The 21,549-nt window shown below is 66.1% G+C and carries 14 protein-coding genes; 8 read left to right on the top strand and 6 right to left on the bottom strand.

Annotated features, from left to right (window positions below; translation table 11 throughout):
* Positions 1 to 263: 263 nt before the first annotated feature.
* On the bottom strand, positions 264 to 3,053 hold the full coding sequence (polA, locus tag ACW7G6_RS07200; RefSeq protein WP_456978019.1) for a DNA polymerase I: 2,790 nt from the start codon (positions 3,051 to 3,053) through the stop codon (positions 264 to 266).
* A 118-nt stretch (positions 3,054 to 3,171) separates the two neighbouring features.
* Here polA and ACW7G6_RS07195 point away from each other — a divergent pair, with 118 nt between their 5' ends.
* Entirely contained in the window at positions 3,172 to 3,465 is a 294-nt protein-coding gene (locus ACW7G6_RS07195; protein ID WP_456978018.1) for a DUF2782 domain-containing protein, read from the top strand.
* Positions 3,466 to 3,536: 71 nt separating this feature from the next.
* Positions 3,537 to 4,967, top strand: a complete 1,431-nt coding sequence (locus ACW7G6_RS07190) for an MFS transporter (RefSeq protein ID WP_456978017.1) — start codon at positions 3,537 to 3,539, stop codon at positions 4,965 to 4,967.
* Positions 4,968 to 5,053: 86 nt separating this feature from the next.
* On the opposite strand, the gene ACW7G6_RS07185 is transcribed toward ACW7G6_RS07190, so the two are convergent.
* Positions 5,054 to 9,934, bottom strand: coding sequence for a putative Ig domain-containing protein (locus ACW7G6_RS07185; RefSeq protein WP_456997900.1), 4,881 nt, complete (start codon positions 9,932 to 9,934; stop codon positions 5,054 to 5,056).
* Between the two features lie 191 nt (positions 9,935 to 10,125).
* Between ACW7G6_RS07185 and ACW7G6_RS07180 the strand changes: the two genes are divergently transcribed.
* The 4 genes from ACW7G6_RS07180 (at position 10,126) to ACW7G6_RS07165 (ending at position 12,415) form a co-directional block, all read left to right on the top strand.
* Positions 10,126 to 10,656 carry a phage tail protein gene (locus ACW7G6_RS07180; protein ID WP_456978015.1) on the top strand — a complete coding sequence of 177 codons (531 nt, stop codon included), beginning with the start codon at positions 10,126 to 10,128 and terminating at the stop codon, positions 10,654 to 10,656.
* A 53-nt stretch (positions 10,657 to 10,709) separates the two neighbouring features.
* Complete coding sequence (locus ACW7G6_RS07175; protein ID WP_456997899.1) at positions 10,710 to 11,246, top strand: phage tail protein; 537 nt, start codon at positions 10,710 to 10,712, stop codon at positions 11,244 to 11,246.
* A 70-nt stretch (positions 11,247 to 11,316) separates the two neighbouring features.
* A complete protein-coding gene (locus ACW7G6_RS07170; RefSeq protein ID WP_456978013.1) occupies positions 11,317 to 11,847 on the top strand; it encodes a phage tail protein in 531 nt (176 codons plus the stop codon).
* 10 nt (positions 11,848 to 11,857) lie between these two features.
* Positions 11,858 to 12,415, top strand: coding sequence for an N-acetyltransferase family protein (locus ACW7G6_RS07165; RefSeq protein WP_456997898.1), 558 nt, complete (start codon positions 11,858 to 11,860; stop codon positions 12,413 to 12,415).
* 123 nt (positions 12,416 to 12,538) lie between these two features.
* Here ACW7G6_RS07165 and uvrD read toward each other — a convergent pair whose 3' ends face one another.
* Positions 12,539 to 14,731 carry a DNA helicase II gene (gene uvrD / locus ACW7G6_RS07160; protein ID WP_456997897.1) on the bottom strand — a complete coding sequence of 731 codons (2,193 nt, stop codon included), beginning with the start codon at positions 14,729 to 14,731 and terminating at the stop codon, positions 12,539 to 12,541.
* 102 nt (positions 14,732 to 14,833) lie between these two features.
* On the opposite strand from uvrD, the gene ACW7G6_RS07155 reads away from it, so the two are divergent.
* Positions 14,834 to 15,724, top strand: a complete 891-nt coding sequence (locus tag ACW7G6_RS07155) for a hypothetical protein (protein ID WP_456997896.1) — start codon at positions 14,834 to 14,836, stop codon at positions 15,722 to 15,724.
* A gap of 48 nt (positions 15,725 to 15,772) precedes the next feature.
* Entirely contained in the window at positions 15,773 to 16,585 is an 813-nt protein-coding gene (locus ACW7G6_RS07150) for an alpha/beta hydrolase (RefSeq protein WP_456978009.1), read from the top strand.
* A gap of 152 nt (positions 16,586 to 16,737) precedes the next feature.
* On the opposite strand, the gene ACW7G6_RS07145 is transcribed toward ACW7G6_RS07150, so the two are convergent.
* Genes ACW7G6_RS07145 through ACW7G6_RS07135 form a run of 3 tightly spaced genes read right to left on the bottom strand, consistent with a single transcriptional unit; the run spans position 16,738 to position 21,523 of the window.
* Positions 16,738 to 17,610, bottom strand: coding sequence for a universal stress protein (locus ACW7G6_RS07145; protein ID WP_456997895.1), 873 nt, complete (start codon positions 17,608 to 17,610; stop codon positions 16,738 to 16,740).
* Positions 17,611 to 17,623: 13 nt separating this feature from the next.
* Entirely contained in the window at positions 17,624 to 19,108 is a 1,485-nt protein-coding gene (locus ACW7G6_RS07140) for a SulP family inorganic anion transporter (protein WP_456978007.1), read from the bottom strand.
* Positions 19,109 to 19,123: 15 nt separating this feature from the next.
* Positions 19,124 to 21,523 (bottom strand): DPP IV N-terminal domain-containing protein, encoded by a 2,400-nt coding sequence (locus ACW7G6_RS07135; RefSeq protein WP_456997894.1) that lies wholly within the window; start codon positions 21,521 to 21,523, stop codon positions 19,124 to 19,126.
* Between the last annotated feature and the right edge of the window lie 26 nt (positions 21,524 to 21,549).

Genomic DNA, 21,549 nt, shown 5'->3' with positions numbered 1-21,549 from the left:
GTTGCACCTGTCGCGAGCATATGACCACTAATCACATGGATGGTTCGTGAAGATGGGACCCGGGGCGATGGAATAGTTCAGGAGTGATTCAGACGAACAACGTCGGCAAACGTGCTGTTAAAATCACGTTAATTCACAAATTTGAATTCCAGTTTGCCGAAGTTGGCATTCGGCGGAGTTAACCCTCTCTATTCGCGGTTAACTCCGATTTCGGCGTCGTCTCATCGATCGCCGCGACAGCAACCGGCCGGTTGGAACCGCCATCAATGCGCTTCGTCCCAGTTCATGCCGATCCCGCTGTCGACCACCAGCGGCACCCGCAATTCCGCCGCGGCGGTCATTCGCGCAGGAACTTCGGCCAGCAACGTGTCCACGAAGTCGGCATCGACCTCGAACACCAGCTCATCGTGGACCTGCAGGATCATCAACGCCCGGTCCGCGTAGGCGGCCAGCCACTGGTGGATGTCGATCATCGCCCGCTTGATCACGTCCGCCGCGGTGCCCTGCATAGGCGCGTTGATTGCCGCGCGTTCGGCGCCGGCCCGCAGGCCCTGGTTGCGCGCGTCGATGTTGTCCAGGTACAGCCGGCGTCCAAACACGGTCTCGACAAAGCCCTGCTCGCGCGCCTGTTGCCGGGTGCGGTCCATGTACTCGCGCACCCCCGGATAACGGCTGAAGTACAGGCCGATGTAGTCCTGCGCCTCCCCGCGTGAGACATCCAGCTGCTTGGCCAGGCCGAACGCGCTCATGCCGTACATCAGGCCGAAGTTGATCGCCTTGGCGGCGCGGCGCTCGTTGCCACTGACCTCCTCGATGGTCTTGCCGAACACTTCCGCGGCGGTTGCCCGGTGGATGTCGACCCCGGCGTCGAAGGCGCGCAGCAGGCCCTCATCCCCCGACAGGTGGGCCATGATCCGCAGTTCGATCTGCGAGTAGTCGCAGGCGACGATGCGGCGGCCTTCCGGGGCGATGAAGGCGGTGCGGATGTGGCGGCCGTCGACGGTGCGGATCGGGATGTTCTGCAGGTTCGGATCACTGGACGCCAGCCGGCCGGTCGCGGCGCCGGCCTGGTGGTAGCTGGTGTGCACGCGGCCGGTGTCGGGGTTGACCATCAGTGGCAGCTTGTCGGTGTAGGTGCTGCGCAGCTTGGCCAGGCTGCGGTAGTCCAGGATCACCCGCGGCAGCTCGTGCAGGTCGGCAATCGCCTCCAGCGCCTCCTCGTTGGCCGAGGGCTGGCCCTTGGGCGTCTTCACCAGCGCGGGCAGCTTGAGCTCCTCGAACAACAACGCGCAGACCTGCTTGGGCGAGTCCAGGTTGAAGGTGCGTCCGGCCAGCTCGGTCGCCTTCTGCTGGGCGGCGAGCATGCGCTTGCCCAGATCGGCCGACTGCCGGCGCAGTTCGTCGGCGTCGACCAGCACGCCGTTGGCCTCGATGCGCTCCAGCACCGGCACCAGCGGGATCTCGATCTCGCGGTAGACCTTCTCCAGCGCGGGCACCTCGCCCAGCCTGGCCGACAACACGCGGTGCAGCCGCAGGGTGATGTCGGCGTCCTCGGCGGCATAGTCGCTGGCATCGTCGATCGCGACCTGGTTGAAGGTGATCTGCTTGGCACCCTTGCCGGCGACGTCGGCGTACTTGGTGGTCTGGTAGCCCAGATAGCGCAGGGCAAGCGAGTCCATGTCGTGACGGCTGGCGGTGGCGTTGAAGACGAAACTTTCCAGCATGGTGTCGTCGGCGTAGCCACGCACCTCGACCCCGTGCCGCCGCAGCACATGCAGGTCGTACTTGCCGTGCTGGCCAAGCTTGCGCTTGCCGGCATCGCCCAGCACGGGCCGCAGGGCGTCCAGCACTTCCTCACGCGGCAACTGCGCCGGCGCGCCGGGGTAGTCGTGGCCAACCGGGATATAGCAGGCGCGTCCGGGTTCGACCGCGAAGCTCAGCCCGACCAGGTTGGCGCGCATCGCGTCCAGCGCGTCGGTCTCGGTATCGAAGGCGAACTCGTCGGCGGCTTGCAGCTTCGCCACCCACGTATCCAGCTGCGCGCGGGTCAGCACGCACTCGTACTCGCCGGGCGCTGCCAACGCCGGGTCTGGCACGTCAGTCGCTGCGTTGCTGCTGCGCGCGTAACCGGCGGCGGTGTTGCGCACGCTGCCGGTGTCGCTCGCGGCGTCTCCCGGGCCGCCTTCCAGATCACGCAGCGCCTGCTTGAAGCCATAACGCGCGTACAAGCCGCGCAGGTCATCCACGTGCTGATCGCGCAGGACCAGATCGTCCGGCGCACGCCCCACGTCGACATCCAGCTTGATCGTGGTCAGGGTGCGGTTGAGCGGCAGCCGCGGCAGCGCCGCGCGCAGATTCTCGCCGATCTTGCCCTTGATACCATCGGCATGGGCGATCACGCCGTCGAGCGTCCCGTACTCGGCCAGCCACTTGGCCGCGGTCTTCGGCCCGCACTTGTCGACGCCGGGAATGTTGTCGACCTTGTCGCCCATCAGCGCCAGGTAATCGATGATCTGGTCGGCCCGCACTCCGAACTTGCCGATCACGCCGGCATCGCTGTCCAGCCGGCTACCGCTCATGGTGTTGACCAGCGCGATACCGGCGCGCGGCGCACCGTCGTCGTCATGGCTCGCTCGCACCAGTTGGGCGAAATCCTTGTCGCTGGTGGAGATGGTCACGTCGATGCCGGCATCGGCGGCCTGCACTGCCAGAGTGCCGATCACATCGTCGGCCTCGACCCCATCGATGCGGATGATGTCCATCCCCAACGCATGCACGATGTCGCACATCGGCTGCACCTGCGGGCGCAGGTCGTCGGGCATCGGCGGACGGTTGGCCTTGTACTGCTCGTCCAGGTCATCGCGGAAGGTCTTGCCGGGCGCATCGATCACGAACGCCACGTAATCGGGCTTCTCTTTCAGCGTCGCGCGCAGCATGTTGACCACCCCGAACAGCGCACCAGTCGGCTCGCCATCGGCGTTGGTGAGCGGCGGCAGCGCGTGGAAGGCGCGGTAGAGGTAGCTGGAACCATCGATCAGGACGAGTCTTTTCATGCCCCTGATTCTACGTGTCCCGGTCCGGGGCCGGCCTGGCCGCAAACCGCTGGCTCGATCACCACACCAATACCCGCCGGCAGGTACCCTGTGGGCTCCCAGCCAAGAGGCACCTCCGATGAAAATCCTGTCGCCGCTGCTTCTCGCGCTGTTGTTGCTCCCAGCCGCCTGCGCCACTACCGCCATCAACGACGACCCCACCGCGATGCTGGAGAACCCGGTCGTTACCCAACGGGTGGAGACCAACGGCGACGTAATCGAGGAATACCGGGTGGCCGGCCAGCTCAAGGTGATCAAGGTCACACCCGCGCGCGGCCCGACCTATTACCTGCGGGACGAGAACGACGATGGCAAGCCCGACGACGGTTCGCCGGTGTCGCCGGTGTACTGGGAGTTGTTTGAATGGGACTGAGCGCGTTCAGATGACCCCTTGTCCAGGCTGCTCTCCCAACGCGATAACCGGACTGCATTGACAGATCCAGCATGAGACGTGAACGCCTGCTGCCGCTGATTGTCGCGACCGCGCTGTTCATCGAGAACATGGACTCCACCGCGATCACCACCTCGCTGCCGATGATTGCGGCGGACCTGGGGGTGGAGGCGGTGAGCCTGCGGCTGGCGTTGACCACCTACATGCTGGCACTGGCGGTGTTCATCCCCATCAGCGGCTGGATCGCGGACCGTTTTGGCGCGCGGCCTACTTTCATGGTCGCCATCGGGGTGTTCCTGCTCGGCTCGCTTGCCTGCGCCATCGCCGGCTCATTGGGCCAGTTGGTGGCCGCGCGGTTCCTGCAAGGCGCCGGCGGCGCGATGATGGTGCCGGTAGGACGGTTGGTGCTGTTGCGTTCAATCCCCAAGGACCGGCTGCTGCAGGCACTGAGCTGGCTGACCATCCCTGCGCTCCTTGGGCCGATGCTTGGCCCTCCGCTGGGCGGGCTGATCACAACGTACGGCCACTGGCGCTTCATCTTCCTGATCAACCTGCCGATCGGCCTGCTCGGCATCTACATGGCCTGGCGTCACATCCCGATGTTGAAACAACCGGTGCGCCCGCTGGACTGGTTGGGCTTTGCGCTCTCGTCGAGCGGGCTGGCGCTGACGATCTTCGGCTTTTCCATCCTGGGCCGGCACCTGGTCAACCTGTCAACCGCGCTGGGCTGCCTGCTGGTCGGGCTGATCGCGCTGACTCTGTATGTATTCCACGCCCGCAAGCACCCGCACCCGTTGATCCAGTTGGACTTGCTGCGGTTGCCGACATTCCGCATCGGCGTGCTGGGCGGGTCGATCTTCAGGATCGGTGTCGGTGCGATGCCGTTCCTGCTGCCGCTGATGTTCCAGCTCAGCTTCGGCCTGAACCCGCTTCAATCCGGATTGCTGACCTTCGTGTCCGCGGTCGGCTCGATGTTCATGAAGTCGATGGCGCCACGGATCATCAAGTGGTTCGGGTTCCGGCGAGTGCTGGTGGTGAACGCGCTGATCGCCTCGTTCCTGCTGTGCGGCTTCGGCCTGTTCCGCGCCGATACGCCCTACCCGCTGGTGATCAGCGTGTTGCTGATCGGCGGGTGCTTCCGCTCACTGCAGTTCACCAGCCTCAACGCGATCATCTATGCCGACGTCGACTCCGCCCGCATGGCACCGGCCAGCAGTTTCGCCGCCATGGCCCAGCAGGTCTCGCTGGCGATCGGCGTCACCATCGGTGGCTATGCACTGGCGGTGTCCAGCGCCGCCACCGGGCAGCCGATGGACGCGGCGATCAACTTCGGCTTCGCCTTCCTCACCGTCGGGCTGATCTCCGCCAGCTCGGTATGGATGATGACGCGCCTGGCCCGCGATGCCGGCGCAGAGATGGCCGGCCGCGCCCAGGGTGGCCGCGAGGTCTCCGAGCCCCGGCCGGCGCAGCGCCCGGGGACTTGAGCGATCCGGTGTCGTCATCCCCGTCCGCAGTCAAACAAAAATATGAAAAAGGCGACGACGACAAGTGGCATCCGAAGTAGTCGCCGTCAGTATTTCTTCTCGACCTGCAGCGTCACCGCCTGGTCATCGGCGCCGCTGTTACCGAGCATGCTGCGGTACTCCAGCCTCAAGCCAAAGTTGTTCACCGTGCTCCACCCCGCACCGAGCCCGATCACCAGCCGGTCGCGATCGAAGCCGTCGATGCCGGCGCGGTAGATCGGCCCCATCGGCAAGTCGGCGTAGCGTATCGCCGCCAGGCTGTCGGCCTCGATGTCATGCTGGTATTCCAGCCGCAATTGCGGGGCGAATGTGCCCCACTCCCGTTCGTGCAGGTAATCCACGCGCACGCCGAGGCCGGTGGTGGTGGTGTCGATGTCCTGCTCGGCAAAGGCCAGCGCGTACACCGGATCGCCATGCTCGACGTAGTCATCCAGCGTCGCCTGTGCCACGTCCAGGCGCGCATAGGGCGTGACGCCCCATTGCGCGCGTTGCCACTGATAGCCGGCAGCCAGCGATGCGAACCATTGCTGGCCATCGCGGTCGCCGCGCACCTGGGCACCATTGGCGGTGACATGGCGGCGCAGTTGGAACGACAACCATTGGTGGCCGATCAAGCCGTCCAGATAGAAGTGGTCGCCGGGGTGATAGCTGGCGTAAACCACGGCGCTCCAGGCATCGGCCTCGCTGCGGCTGTCGTGCTCGCCGATGTCGCTGACATCGCGGCCATAGCCGAGGCCGCCGCCCAGCGCGAAGTCCGGGGCGAGGTGGTAGTCGGCACCGAGGCTGACGCCGCTGGTCTCGAACTCGAAGCCGCTGGCGCCGCGTCGCGGATCGTAGTCGCCGAATCGCATCGCGCCGCTGGTCCATATCCCGAACAAGCGGGATGTCGCGTTGGGCGAAGCACCCACGGCCTTCGGATTCCGCACCGGTGCCTGCTCGTCGCCAAGCGGACGTGGGCAAACGCTGCCAACGCCCTGCCAGTCGCGATCGCCACACGGCTGGTCGATTGCCACCGACAAACCGCTGTCAAAACCGGCGGCGCCGCCACGACTGCTGTGTAGATGTTCCAGTCGCTGCTGGAAGTTGCCGATCTGGCCGGTGGCGAAACGGCGGGCGGCCTGGACCTGCGCGCCCAGCACGCCGAGCACCTCGGCGTCCTTCGAGGGATCCGGCCGCGCAGTCACGTTCACCGTGACGATGCCCACTGACGAGGTCGCATAGGCATTGCTGAGCGTGAAGCTGACCCGTGCCGCGCCCACATACGTCGCGGCGGCGGCGAAATCGAGTCGATAGCCATCGGCGCCCTTCACGATGGCGCCGGTGCCGGCCGAGGTCGGCGAGATCGAGAGCAGTTCGGCGCCGGTGAACGGGCCGCCTGTTGCCTGCCTGGTGAGCTCCACCTGCACCATGGTGCCGGCGATGGCGTCTACCGTCTGCGCCACGACCTGTGGCACCGGGTGGACCTGCACCGTGACCGTGGCCGGCGGCGACGCGCCGAACGCATTGCTCAGCGTGTAGGTGAAGCTGATCGGACCTGCGGCATCGATGGTCGGGGTATAGACGATGTCCTCCCCGGAAACGATGGCGGTGCCGCGGGCCGGCGCGCTGGCCAGGGTCACGGCGGTGAACGGACCGCCGGTCGCCCCTTCGGTGGCATGGATCGTCACCGCCGTACCGGCCAGCGTGGTCGCGGTGTGCGCCACGGCCGTGGGCACGGCCAGCGGCGTCACCGTGATGGTGACGGTCGCCGGCGCGGAGGTGCCGCCTGCTCCGGTGGCGGTGTAGGTCAACGTGTCGCTGCCGAAAAAGCTGGTGGCCGGGGTGTAGACCACGTCGAGCCCGTTCACCGTCGCGGTGCCGTGGGCCGGTGCGCTGGCGAAGGCGATGCTGGCGATCGGTCCGCCGTCGTTGCCGGTCACCGCGATGGTGACCGGCTGGTTGGCGGACGTGCTGGCGCTGTCGTCCACGGCCACCGGCGCGGCGATGGCGACCGCCAGCGTGTAACCCTGCGTGCCGGTGAAGTTCAGGCCGTCGCTGGCGGTTACCGTGAAGCCGAAGCTACCCGATACGCTCGGCGTGCCGGCCAGCAAGCCATTGCCTGCCAGGCTCAGGCCCGCCGGTAGCGCGCCGGCGGTCACCGTGAAGCTGTAGCTGCCATCGCCACCGCTGGCGGTGAGCGCCTGGCTGTAGGCCGCAGCCTGTTGGGCGGCCGGCAGGCTGGCCGGAGTGATCGAGATGACTGGCGCCGCGACAGCCAGGGAATACGTCCTCATGACGGATGCCGGCGCACCGGCGCCGGTGCTCGCGTCGGTGACCCTGACGCCAACACTGAAGCTGCCGCTGACAGTCGGCGTGCCGGCGATCAGGCCAGTACTGACATCGAGACTCAGGCCGGCCGGCAAGGCGCCGCTGGTAATGGCGTAGCTGTAAGGCGCCACGCCGCCGCTGGTGGTCAGCGTCTGGCTGTAAGCGGTCTCGGCGGTGGCGTTCGCCAGCGTGGCCGGGCTCAGGGTGAGCGTGGGCACGTCGATGCCAAGGACATAGGCCCGGGCGCCGATCTGGCCGTAGGCATCGGTGACCGTGACAGTGAACGAGAAGCTGCCCGCCGCTGTCGGCACACCGGACAACTGCCCCGCCGAGGATAGCGCCAGGCCCGCCGGCAGGGCGCCGACCGTGACGGCGTAGCTGTACGCCGCCACCCCACCACTGGCACTAAAGCTGGTGGCCGGATAAGCGGTGCCGGCCGAACCGGCGGGCAGCGATGCAGGCGTCAGCACGATGCTGGGCGCGGCAACCTCCACGGTGTAGCTCTGCGTGATCGAGAACGGGGCGCCGCTGCCGGTGCTGTCGTCGGTGGCCGTGACCACGACAGGATAGCTGCCGGTCTGGGTCGCCGCGCCCGCGAGCACACCCGTAAGGGTATTGAAGCTGAGGCCTTCGGGCAGGGTTCCGTTCAGCACGTAGCTGTAGGGACTGGTGCCGCCACTGGCGGTGAACGTCTGCGAATCGGGGGCGGCATACGTCAGTGGCAGCGTGCCACTGGCGGGTGTCAGCCCCAGCGTTGGATCACTCACGGTGATGCTGACGGTGCCCGGGGCCGAAGTGCCGCTCGCATTTGTGGCTGTGTAGGTGAAGCTGTCCGGGCCGACGTAGCCAGCATCGGGTTGGTAGGTGATCGTGGTACCGCTGGCGACCGCAGTGCCGTGGCTCGCGGCGGTGCCGATGGCCACTGAAGTGGGCGTGCCGCCGGTGATGTTCAGGGTGATCGGATTGGCGCCGCTGCCATGGGCGACGGTGGCGCTGACCGGGTTGGCCACCGGGGCTCCGATATAGGTGAACTCGGACTGCGCGCCTGTGGCGCTGGTGCCGCCGGCGGTGGTGACCGTGACATCCACGCTGCCGGCGCTGCCCGAAGGCGCGGTGGCGATGATCGAGGTTGCGCTGGCGACGGTGAAGCCGATCGCATTGGCCGCGCCGAAGCGGACCGCCGTGGCGCCGGCGAAGTCGCTGCCGGTGATCGTCACCGTCGTGCCGCCGGCAGTGCTGCCGGTGTCGGGGGCAATCGACGTCACCTCAGGTACCGGGATGGGTGCCATCGGCGTGACGCTGTTGGAGGGCGCCGACGCGGCACCGGTACCGGCATTGTTGGTGGCGGTGACAGCGAAGGTATAGGCGGTGCCGTTGGTCAGGCCGGTCACGGTGATCGGGCTGGCCGGGCCGTTGGCCGTGATGCTGCCGGGACTTGAAGTGACGGTATAGCCGGTGATCGCGGAGCCGCCGTCATCGGCTGGCGCGGTGAAGGTGATGCTTGCCTGGGCATCTCCGGCGGTGGCGGTGCCGATGGTCGGTGCATCCGGGGGTGAGGCGTTGTCGATCGTGATCGAGACCATCTGCGCGCGGAAATGGTCGCCGCCGGTGGAGCTGCTGGTGCTGTCGTCGTGGCGCAGCGAGAACGTATAGGTGCCCGCGGCGGTCGGCGTGCCGCTGACCAGGCCGGAGGACGACAGGCTCAGGCCGGGCGGCAAGGTGCCCAGGCCGCCCTCGACCTGATAGGTGTAGGGGGCGGTGCCGCCGGAGCTGGCGAACTGCAGGTTGTACGCCACGCCGACGACGCCGGCGTCCGGCGCATCCGGGGTCAGGTCGAGCACCGGGGCGGCGATGGTGACCGAGTAGCTCTTGCTCGTCGTAATCGGCGTGGGCGTTGTCGAATCGGACACGTTGACGGTGAACGTGTGCGGGCCGGAGGCCGTGCTGGTGCCGGAAATCACTCCCGTCGACGACACCGAGATTCCCGGCGGAATCGTCCCCGACCCCAGCGAGTAGGTGTAGGGCGCGGTGCCGCCGGAGGCGCTCAGGGGTTGGCTGTAGGCGACCCCGACCGCCGGGGCCGGCAGGCTTGCCGGACTGATGGTTATCGGGCTGGTGGCGGGTCCGATCGTGACGTTGAAGGTGACCTGGGCCGAGAGTTCATAGTCGTAGAGCACGAACGTGTCGGACAGATCGCCGCCGCCGTCGTTGGTATAGATGACCGCGTAAACGTTGGTGGGGACTCCTCCAAACGCCAGCGAGCCGTGACTGGGGGCCACGACGGGCGTGTGATCGAAACCAACCGAGTCGTTGCAGCCGAAGGTGGCGCTGGCTCCGGAGGCGATCGACTGGACCTCCGGCGAGGTGCAGGTGGCCCAGGCAGGCCCGGCCATGCCGAAGGCCAGGCACAACACTGCCAGCCAACGCTTCCAGCGACCCAAGCTGCCCAGCCACCGTGATGTCACCATCCATGGTGATCTGCGGGCGCGCGAAATCGTCGACGTGCCGGCGTACTGCGCTGCCTGCTGCTGCATGAGTTGTTCCCCTGAGTACGGGTGACGTCGATCGACGGACCCGCCACCGAACGCATCGGTGTTGTCGAGATTCCATTGCGCAGACATCGGCACTCGGCCGGCTGCTCCCCAATTCGGGCCATTAAAACAGGAACGGGTCACGGTTTATAGTGCTGATTTCAGGTTTATGATCGACTGTCAATACCGCTTCGACGCAAATTCCCTGTTGCCATTTACAAACCTGAAGGGGAAAGTGCGCCGACGGCCCATGACGGACCGTATCAACCAGGGGGATGGAGATGAGTGAAGTCTTTCTCGGGCAGATCATGACCACGGCGTTCAATTTCGCGCCGCGCGGTTTTGCCCTGTGCAATGGACAGCTGATGCCGATCAGCCAGAACACCGCGTTGTTTTCCTTGCTTGGCACGCAGTACGGCGGCGATGGGCGGACCACCTTTGCGCTGCCCAACCTGCAGGGACGGGTGCCCGTGGGTGCCTTGCCATCGGCGGACCCGTCGTGGCAACCGGCGCCACATCCGATCGGCGAGGCGGGCGGCGTGGAATCGGTCACCCTGATCCCCACCAATCTGCCTTCGCACAGCCACCAGTTGCAGGGCACCAGTGCCGCCGGCACCTCGCGCTTTCCGCTCGAAAACCTCTATGGAGCCAACTCGAGCGCGTTGTATGCGCCCGCAAGCGCCGCCCGGGTGCCACTGGCTGGTGGCAGCCTGGCCGGGGCCGGTAACAGCCAGCCGCATCAGAACATGCAGCCGTACCAGGTGATCAATTTCTGCATCGCGCTGCAGGGCATCTTCCCCTCGCGCAGCTGACGCGTCCCGGCCATCCAGGCCCCGCGCCACACGTCCACAATGGAGTACGGACCATGAGCACACCTTTCGTCGGAGAGATCCGGCTGTTCAGCTTCTCCCGCGTCCCCAGCGGCTGGTTTTCCTGCGACGGCAGCCTGCAGTCGATCGCCGAGAGCGAGGTCCTGTTCGCCTTGCTCGGCACCACCTACGGCGGCGATGGCCAGAGCACGTTCGGGCTGCCCGACCTGCGCGGCCGGGTGCCGCTGCACAACGGCAGGGGACCCGGCCTCACGCCGCGGGTCATCGGCGAGTCCGGTGGCAGTGAGAGCGTCACTCTGGTAGCCAGCCAGTTGCCTGCGCACACGCACCTGCTCGGCGCCACCGGTACGGCCGCAAGCGCGACCATGCCGGCAGCGACGCTTTGCCTGGGCGGAATCAGTCCCGACACCATGTACGTGTCCGACCTCAGCGGAGCGACGCCACTGGCGATGGCGATGGCGGCGGCTTCGGTCACGTCGACCGGCGGCAGCCAGCCACACGACAACCTGATGCCAACGCTGACCGTGCAGTACTGCATTGCGTGGGCAGGCATATTCCCGTCGAAAAACTGACCCACTTCGGCTCAAGCGCCGTGAAGGCGCACACCGCGCATGTCGCGGTCCATCAATCAGGGGATTTTCCATGACCCAACCATTCGTTGGCGAGATTCAGGTCTTTGGCTTCAACTTCGTGCCACCCGGCTGGGCGCAATGCAACGGTGCGCTGCTGCGCATCCAGCAGAACAGCTCGCTGTTCGCGCTGATTGGCACCACCTACGGGGGTGACGGCCAGACCACGTTCGCCCTGCCCAACCTGACCGGCCGCGGGGCCTGCAACCAGGGCCAGGCGCCCGGCCTGTCCCATCGCGTCGCGGGCGAGACATTCGGCGCGCCGTCGGTGACGCTGACGTCAAGCGAGATGCCGGCGCATCAGCATGGCCTCACCGCGTACACGCAAGCCGACACGAGCAAGCGCACCAGCGGCCCGTCCAGCGGCAGCGCGCTATCCAACCCCACGGCCAGCGCGCCGTTTGCCGAGACCGGTCCGGCAGTGGGATTTGCGCCGGACTTGATCAGCCCGAGCGGCGGCGGCCAGCCGCACGAAAACCGGCAGCCCTACCTCGCGGTGAGTTTCTGCATCGCGTTGGAGGGCGCATTCCCCCAGTTCGACTGATGCGTCGCTGGTGAGCCGGCCGCCACCGTTCCCGAGCGGAGCGGCCGGCATCGAACCGACCGTGCCGAGCGTGCTGCACCAACGCGGCATCGCGCTACGCCCGGCGTGCGATGCCGACCTGCCGTTCCTGCGGCAGCTGTACCAGTCCCTGCGCGCCGAAGAACTGGCGCCTCTGCAATGGCCGCCCTCGGCGGTGCAGGCATTTGCCGACAGCCAGTTCGCGGTGCAACACGCGCATTACCTCGACCATTACCACGGCGCCGATTTCCTGCTGGTCGAACAGCACGGCGAACCGGTTGGACGCTACTACCTGTTCCGCGGAGCGCCGGACTATGTCGTCGTTGATATCAGCCTGTGCGCGGGCACGCGACGGCAAGGCGTCGGCGGCGCACTGATCGCGCATACCCAGCGCGAGGCCAGCGAGCGCGGGTGTGGCGTGCATCTGCACGTGCGCTGCGACAACGCCGGTGCCAAGCGCTTGTACCGGCGCCTTGGCTTCACCGAAGGCGCCGATCACGGCGGGCATCTGTCGATGTCCTGGCGCCCGACCATTGCCCCTGCCAGTTGAAAACTACCTGGCACAAGACCCCCTCGCGCTCACGCGCCAAAAGCTCCATGTCTGTCCGCTGTTCCCGTCCCCTGTCCCCGATGGCAATCATCGCTCGCGTCGCCGCAAACGAGTTGCAAGCGCTCAACCCGGCTGCAGGTTCGCGTACGCCAGCACCAGCCACTTGCTACCCACGTCATCAAAGTTCACCTGCACCCGCGCATGTGCCCCGCCGCCTTCGAAGTCGGTAACCACGCCGGCACCGAACTTGGCGTGGCGCACATTCGCGCCCAATGGCAACGCGGGCGTCTCCATCGCGGCGTGGCCGTAGTCCCGGCGCGGCGCGCTGTTGAACATCGGCCGTGAGACGTGCAGCTTCGGGCGCACCTCGTGCAGCAATGCGGCGGGGATCTCGCGCAGGAAACGTGATGGCACCCCGTACATTTCCTGACCGTGGATGCGCCGCGCCTCGGCGTAGCTGAGCACCAGTTTCTCGCGGGCGCGGGTGATGCCGACATACGCGAGGCGGCGCTCCTCCTCCAGCCGGCCGGCTTCCTCGATCGACTTGTTGTTCGGGAACAGGCCCTCTTCCAATCCAGCCAGGAACACCAGCGGAAACTCCAGCCCCTTCGCGCTGTGCAGGGTCATCAACTGCACGCCGTCCTCACCGGCCTGGGCCTGGCCTTCGCCGGCCTCCAGCGAGGCGTAACTGAGAAACGCGACCAGCTCCGGCATCGCCGCCACGTCGTCCTCGTCGTTGCGGACAAAACGCGCGGCGACCGAGACCAGCTCGTCGAGGTTGTCGGTGCGCGAATCCAGCGAGCCCTTCGACTCGCGCGCGTAGTGCTCGCGTAGCCCGGAGCGTTCGAGCACGTGGTCGATCTTCTCCTGCAACGGCATCTCGACGATGTCGGTATCCAGACCGTCGACCAGGGCGATGAAACCGGCCAGCGCGTTGCGCGCACGCGCGGCCAGCAGGGTCTCGGTAGTCAGCCAGCCCGCGGCGACCCACAGTGGCGCACCGTCGGCCCGCGCGCGGCGTCGCACTTCATCCAGCGTGCGCTCGCCGATGCCGCGCGTGGGCGTGTTGACCGCGCGCTCAAACGCGGCGTCGTCGTTGCGGTTGGCGACCAGTCGCAGGTAAGCGAGTGTGTCCTTGATCTCGGCGCGCTCGAAGAAGCGCTGACCACCGTAGACGCGGTACGGCACCTGCTCGCCGAGCAGGGTTTCCTCGAACGCCCGCGACTGCGCGTTGCTGCGATACAGGATCGCGACATCGCCGTGGCTGCCGCCGTCGCGCACCCACTGGCGCAGGCGCTCGACCACGAAGCGCGCCTCGTCGATCTCGTTGTAGGCCTGGTACAGGTCAATCGGCTCGCCGCGGTCGCTATCGGTCCACAGCTGCTTGCCGAGGCGGTCCGGGTTGTGCGCGATCACCGCGTTGGCGGCGTCCAGGATGTTCGCGCTGGAGCGGTAGTTCTGCTCCAGCCGGATCGTCTGCGCGCCCACGCCGCTCGCGCCGAAGTCCTTGAGGAACTTCTGCATGTTCTCGACTTTCGCGCCGCGCCACCCGTAGATCGACTGGTCGTCGTCGCCGACCGCGAACACCTTGCCGCTGTCGCCGGCGAGCAGGCGGATGAAGCCGTACTGGATCGCGTTGGTGTCCTGGAACTCGTCGACCAGGATCTCGCGGAAACGGTGGCGGTAATGCGCCAGCAACGCCGGGTTGTCGCGCAACAGCTCGTGCGCACGCAGCAACAGCTCGGCGAAATCGACCAGCCCGGCGCGCTCGCAACGCTCCTGGTACGCCTCGTAGCAACGGCGCATGACGTCGGTCCACTGGTCACCCGGCTCGGGTTGTAGATGCTGCGGCCGACGTCCTTCGTCCTTCTGCGCGTTGATCCACCACGCGATCTGGCGCGGCGGGAACCGGGTGTCGTCCAGCTCCAACCCCTGCACCACGCGCTTGACCAGCCGCAGCTGATCGTCCGAGTCGAGCACCTGAAAGGCCTCCGGCAGCTTCGCCTCCTGCCAGTGCAGCCTCAACAGCCGGTGCGCCAGACCGTGGAACGTGCCGATCCACATCCCGCGCGCGCCGTTGCGCAACTGCGCATCGACCCGGTGGCGCATCTCGGCCGCCGCCTTGTTGGTAAACGTCACCGCCAGGATGCCGTGGGTCGGCACCCCGAAGACCTCGTTGAGCCAGGCGATGCGGTGGGTCAGTACGCGGGTCTTGCCCGAGCCGGCGCCGGCCAATACCAGATAGTGACCGGGCGGCGCGCTGACAGCCTCGCGCTGCGCCGGGTTGAGCGCGTCAAGCAGGTGGGAAACATCCATCGGGTCATTCTACCGGGCGCCGCGCACCGCGTACCTGCCGACACGCGTTGCTACGACGTCGCCACGCTCGCGCCGACGCTGGCGGCATGGGAGTATCGGAGCATGCGTAATTCCATTCGATCCAGCACCGCCTTCCTGGTACTTGTAACGGTCATCTCTGGCTACGCCAATGCCGGCAGCACCATCATTCCGTTCACGGCCAACGAACACAACAACATCGTTGTCAGGGCAGCCTTGAATGGCGCCGACTCAGTCAACCTGATGCTCCACACGGCGAGCTCCGATGTCACATTGACGGAAGAAGCAGTCGCCGCTTCGTCCGGGATTGTCTTTACAGACACCCATTCCGTTAAAAGCTGGGGTGGCGAATCCGATTCCCGGGTAAGCGTGGGCAACGACATCACGATCGGATCGTTCCATCGCGACGACATCACCATTTGGGAAGACAAGAATTCCGGCGTCGCCACCGACGGCAAGTTCGGATGGGATTTTTTTCAGGGCCGCATGATTGAAATCGACTTTGCCCGAAACATCATCCTCACCCATGACAGTTTGCCCGCAAAAGCACAGCAGTGGCATCGGCTGGATCTGGACACATCGAATGGCGACCTCCTGTTTGTCGAAGCCGAGCTGACCCTCGCGGGACAGCCATACAAGCACCGGTTTCTGGTCCACTCCGGCTATTCCGGGGGCCTTCTTCTCGACGATGAATTTTCCGCGAGAACGGGCCTGAAGGAGAAAATAGATGTTACGGAAACCAGCAGCCTGAAAGACTCTTTCGGGAACAACATTGAAGTCCACAAAGGAACCTTGCCCGTGCTTGCCCTTGGCACCACTTCGCTTCAGGACGTTCCGGTCGGATTCTTCGCCGGCTCTGTTGGAACGCAGAAAATGAGCGTCATGGGGATGGACGTCCTGAGGCACTTCAACTTGATCTTCGACCTACAGGGCAGTGCCCTCTACATCAGTCATCGCGCCCATCCCTATTCCTGAGCGGAACAGGCAGGCCCGCGGGGCAAGTACGAGCGACATCAGGTTCCCATGAGTCAAGTTTCAAAAACATTGGCGACTGGCGCGGTACTGATCGGCTTGATCTACTTGGCCATCTGCGGGCTGCTCTACCTGTCCCAGCGCTCCTACATCTACTACCCCACCAACCGCAGCGTCGACACGCCCACGATCACCCTGCACCGGGCCGATGCGCAGGTTCTGGTATCCACCAACGGCATCGACAGCGACCGGGCCGCACTGTATTTCGGTGGCAACGCGGAAGATGTATCCCAAACGATCGGGCTATTGAGCCAGGCGTTCCCGGATGTCGCCATCTATGCGATGCATTACCGCAGCTATGGAGGAAGCACGGGAACTCCGGCGGAACACGCGCTGGTCTCGGATGCGATGGTCTTGTTTGATCAGGTGGCCAAACAGCATCCACGGGTCTCCATTATCGGACGCAGCCTGGGAAGCGGAATCGCGGTCCAGGTTGCCGCGTCAAGATCCATCGAGCGGCTGGTCCTGGTCACCCCTTACAACAGCCTGCTGGAGCTGGCGGCCGAACGCTTCAAATGGTTTCCGACACGACTTCTGCTGCAGGATAAATATGAATCCTGGCGGTATGTCAGCCACCTGCAGATGCCAACCACGATCATCATTGCGGGCCATGACCGGATCCTCCCCAATGAGAGCTCGCAGCGTCTGGCCGATGCATTTCCTGCGGGCGTGGCGACGGTGGTCAGGATTGCCGAAGCGGATCACAACAACCTGTCGAGTTCGCCGGAGTACGTTGCGGCACTCGCCGGTCATGACGAGCCCGGAAGCAATCGGGAGGTGTTGGGTCACGGGCGATTGCGTTGATCCGGAGGTGTGTGGGGGTCAGGGCGGCGCAATGCGCTTCGCTTATTGCGCCCTAGATCCGCGGGCCCGGAACGTAGGGTGTGCCGGAACGTAGGGTGTATTAGCCGAAGGCGTAATACACCACCGCCATCGCGGGTGAACACACTCACCGCTCAACGCAACAGCAGCACCGCGATCTGGCAGTTGCGCACTACCTGGGTGGTGGTGCTGCCGACGATGAGGTTGCGGATGCGGGAGTGGCCGTAGGCGCCCATCACCAGCAGGTCGATGGAGCGCGCGGCGACTTGTTCGGCAATCACGTTCTCCGGTGCGCCGGGCACGGCATGCATCCGGGGTGAGAAGCCGGCGGCCTGCAGTTGTGCCTGCGCCCATTGCATCGGTTCGGCCTGCACTTCGGCCGCATCGCCGACCGTCAGCACGTCACACGGCAGTCCGCGCAGCAGCGGGCTGGCAGATACCAGTTCGACGCAACGGCGGGTGGTGGCGCTGCCGTCGAACGCGATCATGAATCGCTGGATCGGCCGCCATGCACGCGGGGCCACCAGAACCGGGCGACTCACGGCGCGGATGACACGCTCCAGGTTGCTGCCAATATGGCCGCGCGCGAAGTCGGCGTTCTCGCCGCGCTTGCCCAGTACGAACAGCCGGATCTCGTCCTCCAGCTCAAGCAGGGTGTCCGCCAGTGGGCCATGGCGTTGACGGACGGTCGCCGCGGCGCCGTGCGTTTCGGCGATCCCGCGTGCCTGCTCCAGCATGACCCGCCCGCGCTGCTGGGCGAGTTTGCCGCGCTGCTCGTCCAGCAGCGTCATCTCTTCCAGCAGGTCTTCCTGGGTGCCCAGGTACAGGTTGCCGGCGAGGTCGATGGTGACCGGCGCGGCCTCGCGATCGATCGCGTGCATCAGTTCCAGCGGCGCTCCGAGCCGGGATGCCGCCCAACCACCATGCGCGGCGACGCTGGCGGCATAACCGGACACGTCGACCGCGGCTAGCACGCGGCGCTCGGCAAACGTCGGTGTCTGGCTCATCACGGCGTTCTCCTCAGTGGCCGCCCATCAGGCGCTCGGCGTCGGGCTTGTCATGCACGCCCAGCCGGTCGACAAGGGTGGCGCTGGCCTGGTCCAGGCCGATGACCTCCACCGTAGTCCCCTCGCGGCGGAAACGCATCACCACCTTGTCCAGCGCGCCGACGGCACTGAGGTCCCAGAAGCGCGCGTTGGAGACGTCGATGCTGACCCGCTGCAACACCTCGCGGAAATCGAAGCCGGCGGTGAATGCGCTGGCCGAGGCGAAGAACACCTGGCCGGTCACGACGTAGCTGCGCGCGTCGCCATCGTCATTGGCGACCGATGCCACGTGCAGCACGCGGCCGACCTTGCGGGCGAAGAACAGCGCCGACAGCAGCACGCCGGTCAGCACCCCGCGCGCCAGGTCGTGGGTGAACACCGTGACCACCACCGTGCCGAGCATGACGATGCTGGACGTGGTCGGGTAATGGCGCAGGTTCTTGATCGACGACCAGCTGAAGGTGCCGATGGAGACCATGATCATCACCGCCACCAGCACCGCCATCGGGATCTGTTTCACCCACGGTCCGGCAAACACCACCATCATCAGCAACACCGAACCGGCGACCAGCGTCGACAGGCGACCGCGGCCACCGGATTTCACGTTGATCACCGACTGGCCGATCATCGCGCAGCCGGCCATCCCGCCGATGAATCCGGTGGCGACGTTGGCCACGCCCTGGCCCACGCATTCGCGGTTCTTGTCGCTGGGGGTGTCGGTCAGCTCGTCGACGATCTGCGCGGTCAGCAGCGACTCCAGCAGGCCGACGACCGCCAAGGTGGCCGAGACCGGCAGGATGATCCACAGCGTTTCCAGGTTGAGCGGCACGTCCGGCAACAGGAAGATCGGCAGGCTGTCGGGCAGCTCGCCCATGTCGCCGACGGTGCGGATGTCCAGTTTCAGCACGACCGCGACGACGGTCAGCACCACGATCGCGACCAGCGGCGACGGAATCGCACGGGTCAGGTACGGGAACAGGTAGATGATCGCCAGCCCGGCGGCGGTCATCGCGTACACCGTCCATGGCACGCCGGTCAGCTCGGGCAACTGGGCCATGAAGATCAGGATCGCCAGCGCGTTGACGAAACCGGTGACCACCGATCGCGACACAAACCGCATCAGGCTGCCAAGCTTGAACGCCCCGGCGGCCATCTGCAGCACGCCGGTCAACACGGTTGCGGCGAGCAGGTATTGCAGCCCGTGCTCCTTGACCAGGGTGACCATGACCAGCGCCATCGCCCCGGTGGCGGCGGAAATCATGCCCGGCCGGCCACCGGTGAAGGCGATCACCACGGCGATGGAGAACGAGGCGTACAGGCCGACCTTGGGATCGACGCCGGCGATGATCGAGAACGCGATCGCCTCGGGGATCAGCGCCAGTGCGACGACCAGACCGGCGAGCACATCGCCACGGATATTGCCGAACCACTCGCGGCGAAGAGGGGAGGTGATGGTCAACGGAATGGCGTCAGGTCACGGGTTGGCGGCTTGCATCTGGTACTGCACCGGCGGGGTCGCGCCCATCAGGTGCTGGACGAAGTAATCCCAGCGCCGGCGGGTCATGTAGTTGGTGTCCTCGCCGAAGCCGTGGCGGGCATTCGGGAACAGCAGCAGGTCGAAGTCCTTGTTCGCCTTGATCAGCGCGTCCACCACCAGCAGCGTGTTTTGCGGCGGCACGTTGTCATCCATCATTCCGTGGGCGAGCAACAGCTTGCCCTGCAGGTTGGCGGCGCGGTTCTGGTTGGCCTGGGCATCGTAGTTGCTGCTGCCGTCGGGGTTGGTGACCTCCAGCCCCTGCCATTTCTCGGCCCAGTCGTCCTCGTAGGTGCGGTTGTCGTGGTTGCCGCTCTCGGAGATGCCGACCTTGTAGAAGTCCGGGTAGGTGAACATCGCGTCCACGGTCGCGTAGCCGCCACCGGAGTGGCCCCAGACGCCGACGCGGTCGAGGTCGATCCACGGGTGGCGCGCGGCCAACTCGCGCAGACCGGCAACCTGGTCGGGCAGGGTGTTGTCGCCGATGTCGCCGCCGAAGGCATCGTGGAACGACTTGGAGCGCCACGGCGTACCCATGCCGTCGATGGCGATCACGATGAAGCCCAGTTCCGCCAGCGCCTGGTGGTCGCTGCGCGCGGTGCTGAAGGTACGGCCACGCACCGAGCCGGTCTGCGGGCCGGGGTAGATGTAGTTCACGACGGGATACTTGCGCGACTCATCAAGATCGGTCGGGGTAAACATCAGCCCGTACAGGGTGGTCTTGCCGTCGCGAGCGGTGACCGTGATCGGGGTCGGCGGCACCCAGCCGATGGCGCGCAGGCGGCTGTCGTCGGCGCGGGCGATCTCGGCGATGGTGCTGCCGTCGTCCGCGCGGCGCAGCAGCGTCACCGGAGGTGCGGTCGGGGTCGAGTACGAATCGGCAAAGTAGCTGCCGTCAGGCGACAGGGTCACGGTGTGGTTGGCGTCTTCGGGGGTCAGCAGTACCGGCTCGCCGCCGTCGAATCCGACCTTGTAGAAGTGCTGGTAATACGGGTTGCGGCCATCTTCCATGCCGACGCCGCGGAACCAGATGGTGCGGGTTTCGGGATCGACCCTGAGTACCTGGGTGACGTTGCCTTCTCCGGTGGTGATCGGGTGCTTGAGCTTGCCGGTGGCGAGATCGTGGAGATACAGGTCGCCCCAGTTGGCGCGCTCGGAGAACCAGATGAACTCGTTGGTGTCCGGGTCGGCGCTGGGCAAGTAGTGCCAATTGACCTTGCCGTTGCCGCTCTCGAAATAGGTCGGTGCGTGCTCGTGGTAGACCTCGCGCACAGAGCCGGTGGTGGCATCGGCGACGCGCAGCCAGGTGTCCTTGTGGTCGCGTGAGGTGGAGGCAAAGGCGAGCGTCTTGCCGTCCGGCGCCCACTGCACGTCTTCCCAGCCGCCGTCGCAGCTGACGTCATCGCACAGGGTCGAGCGGTGCTGGTCAGGTGGCATCTGCAGGCGGGTGACGGTGGGTGTGCCTGAAGCGGTCGCGCCCACGTCGATGATCACCCGCTCGATCATGGTGACGTGCTCGTCGCCGGCGAACGGGTACTTCCAGCGCTCGACCTTCGGCGCGCCGACGTTGGTGCCGACCAGCACCATCTCGCTGGTCCTGCGCTGGTCCTGCTGGAAGGTCGCGATCTTGCTCGAGTCCGGCGACCACACCAGGATCGCGCGGTCGCTGTGGGTCCAGCCGGCGTTGTCGGTGGCGTAGCCGTAATCGGTCACGCCATCGGTGGTCAATTGGGTCTCGACGCCGGTGTCGATGTCGCGCACCCACAGGTTCCAGTCGCGGATGAACGCAGCCCGCTTGCCATCGGGCGACTCGACCACCGGCTCATTGCCGGGCGTGCCGGCCGCCTCGCTGCCTGGCTTGCGGGTATCGGTACCGCGCGCCGCCACGCAGGCCGGGGCGGCTTGCAGGTCGCACAGATAGTGCTGTTTGTTGCGCAAGCTGATGTCGAGGCGACCATCGGCGGCGATCTGGACGTCGGCAATGGCCAGTTTGGTGGCGTCCACATCCTCGGCGCCCGCGTCGGTCAGCGCGGCAGCCAGCAGGTCGCGATCGAATGCGGACGTGGCCTTGCCGGTGGCGGCCTCGACCCGCCAGAAATGGTCGCCTTCGGCGTCGTGGTCGCGGAACCAGAATTGGTCGTCGTCCTGCCACACCACCGTGTTGACCGCGTGGTCGAGCAGCGGCGTGGTGTTGTAGCCCAGGAACGCTTCCGCGCGTGCGTAGTCGTCGGCCGTCAGTACCCGCGGAGCGTCCTGTGCTGCCGCGGGCAGCATCGTCGTCGCCAGCAATCCACTCACCAACGCACCGTAGAACCGAGATTTGCCATTCATCGCACCCATTGATTTACCCCTGCCGGTCGACTGGA

Source organism: Lysobacter sp. A421, from assembly GCF_054052145.1.
Note: the sequence above shows the minus strand (reverse complement) of the source record. Positions and strands in the feature narration are given on the sequence as shown.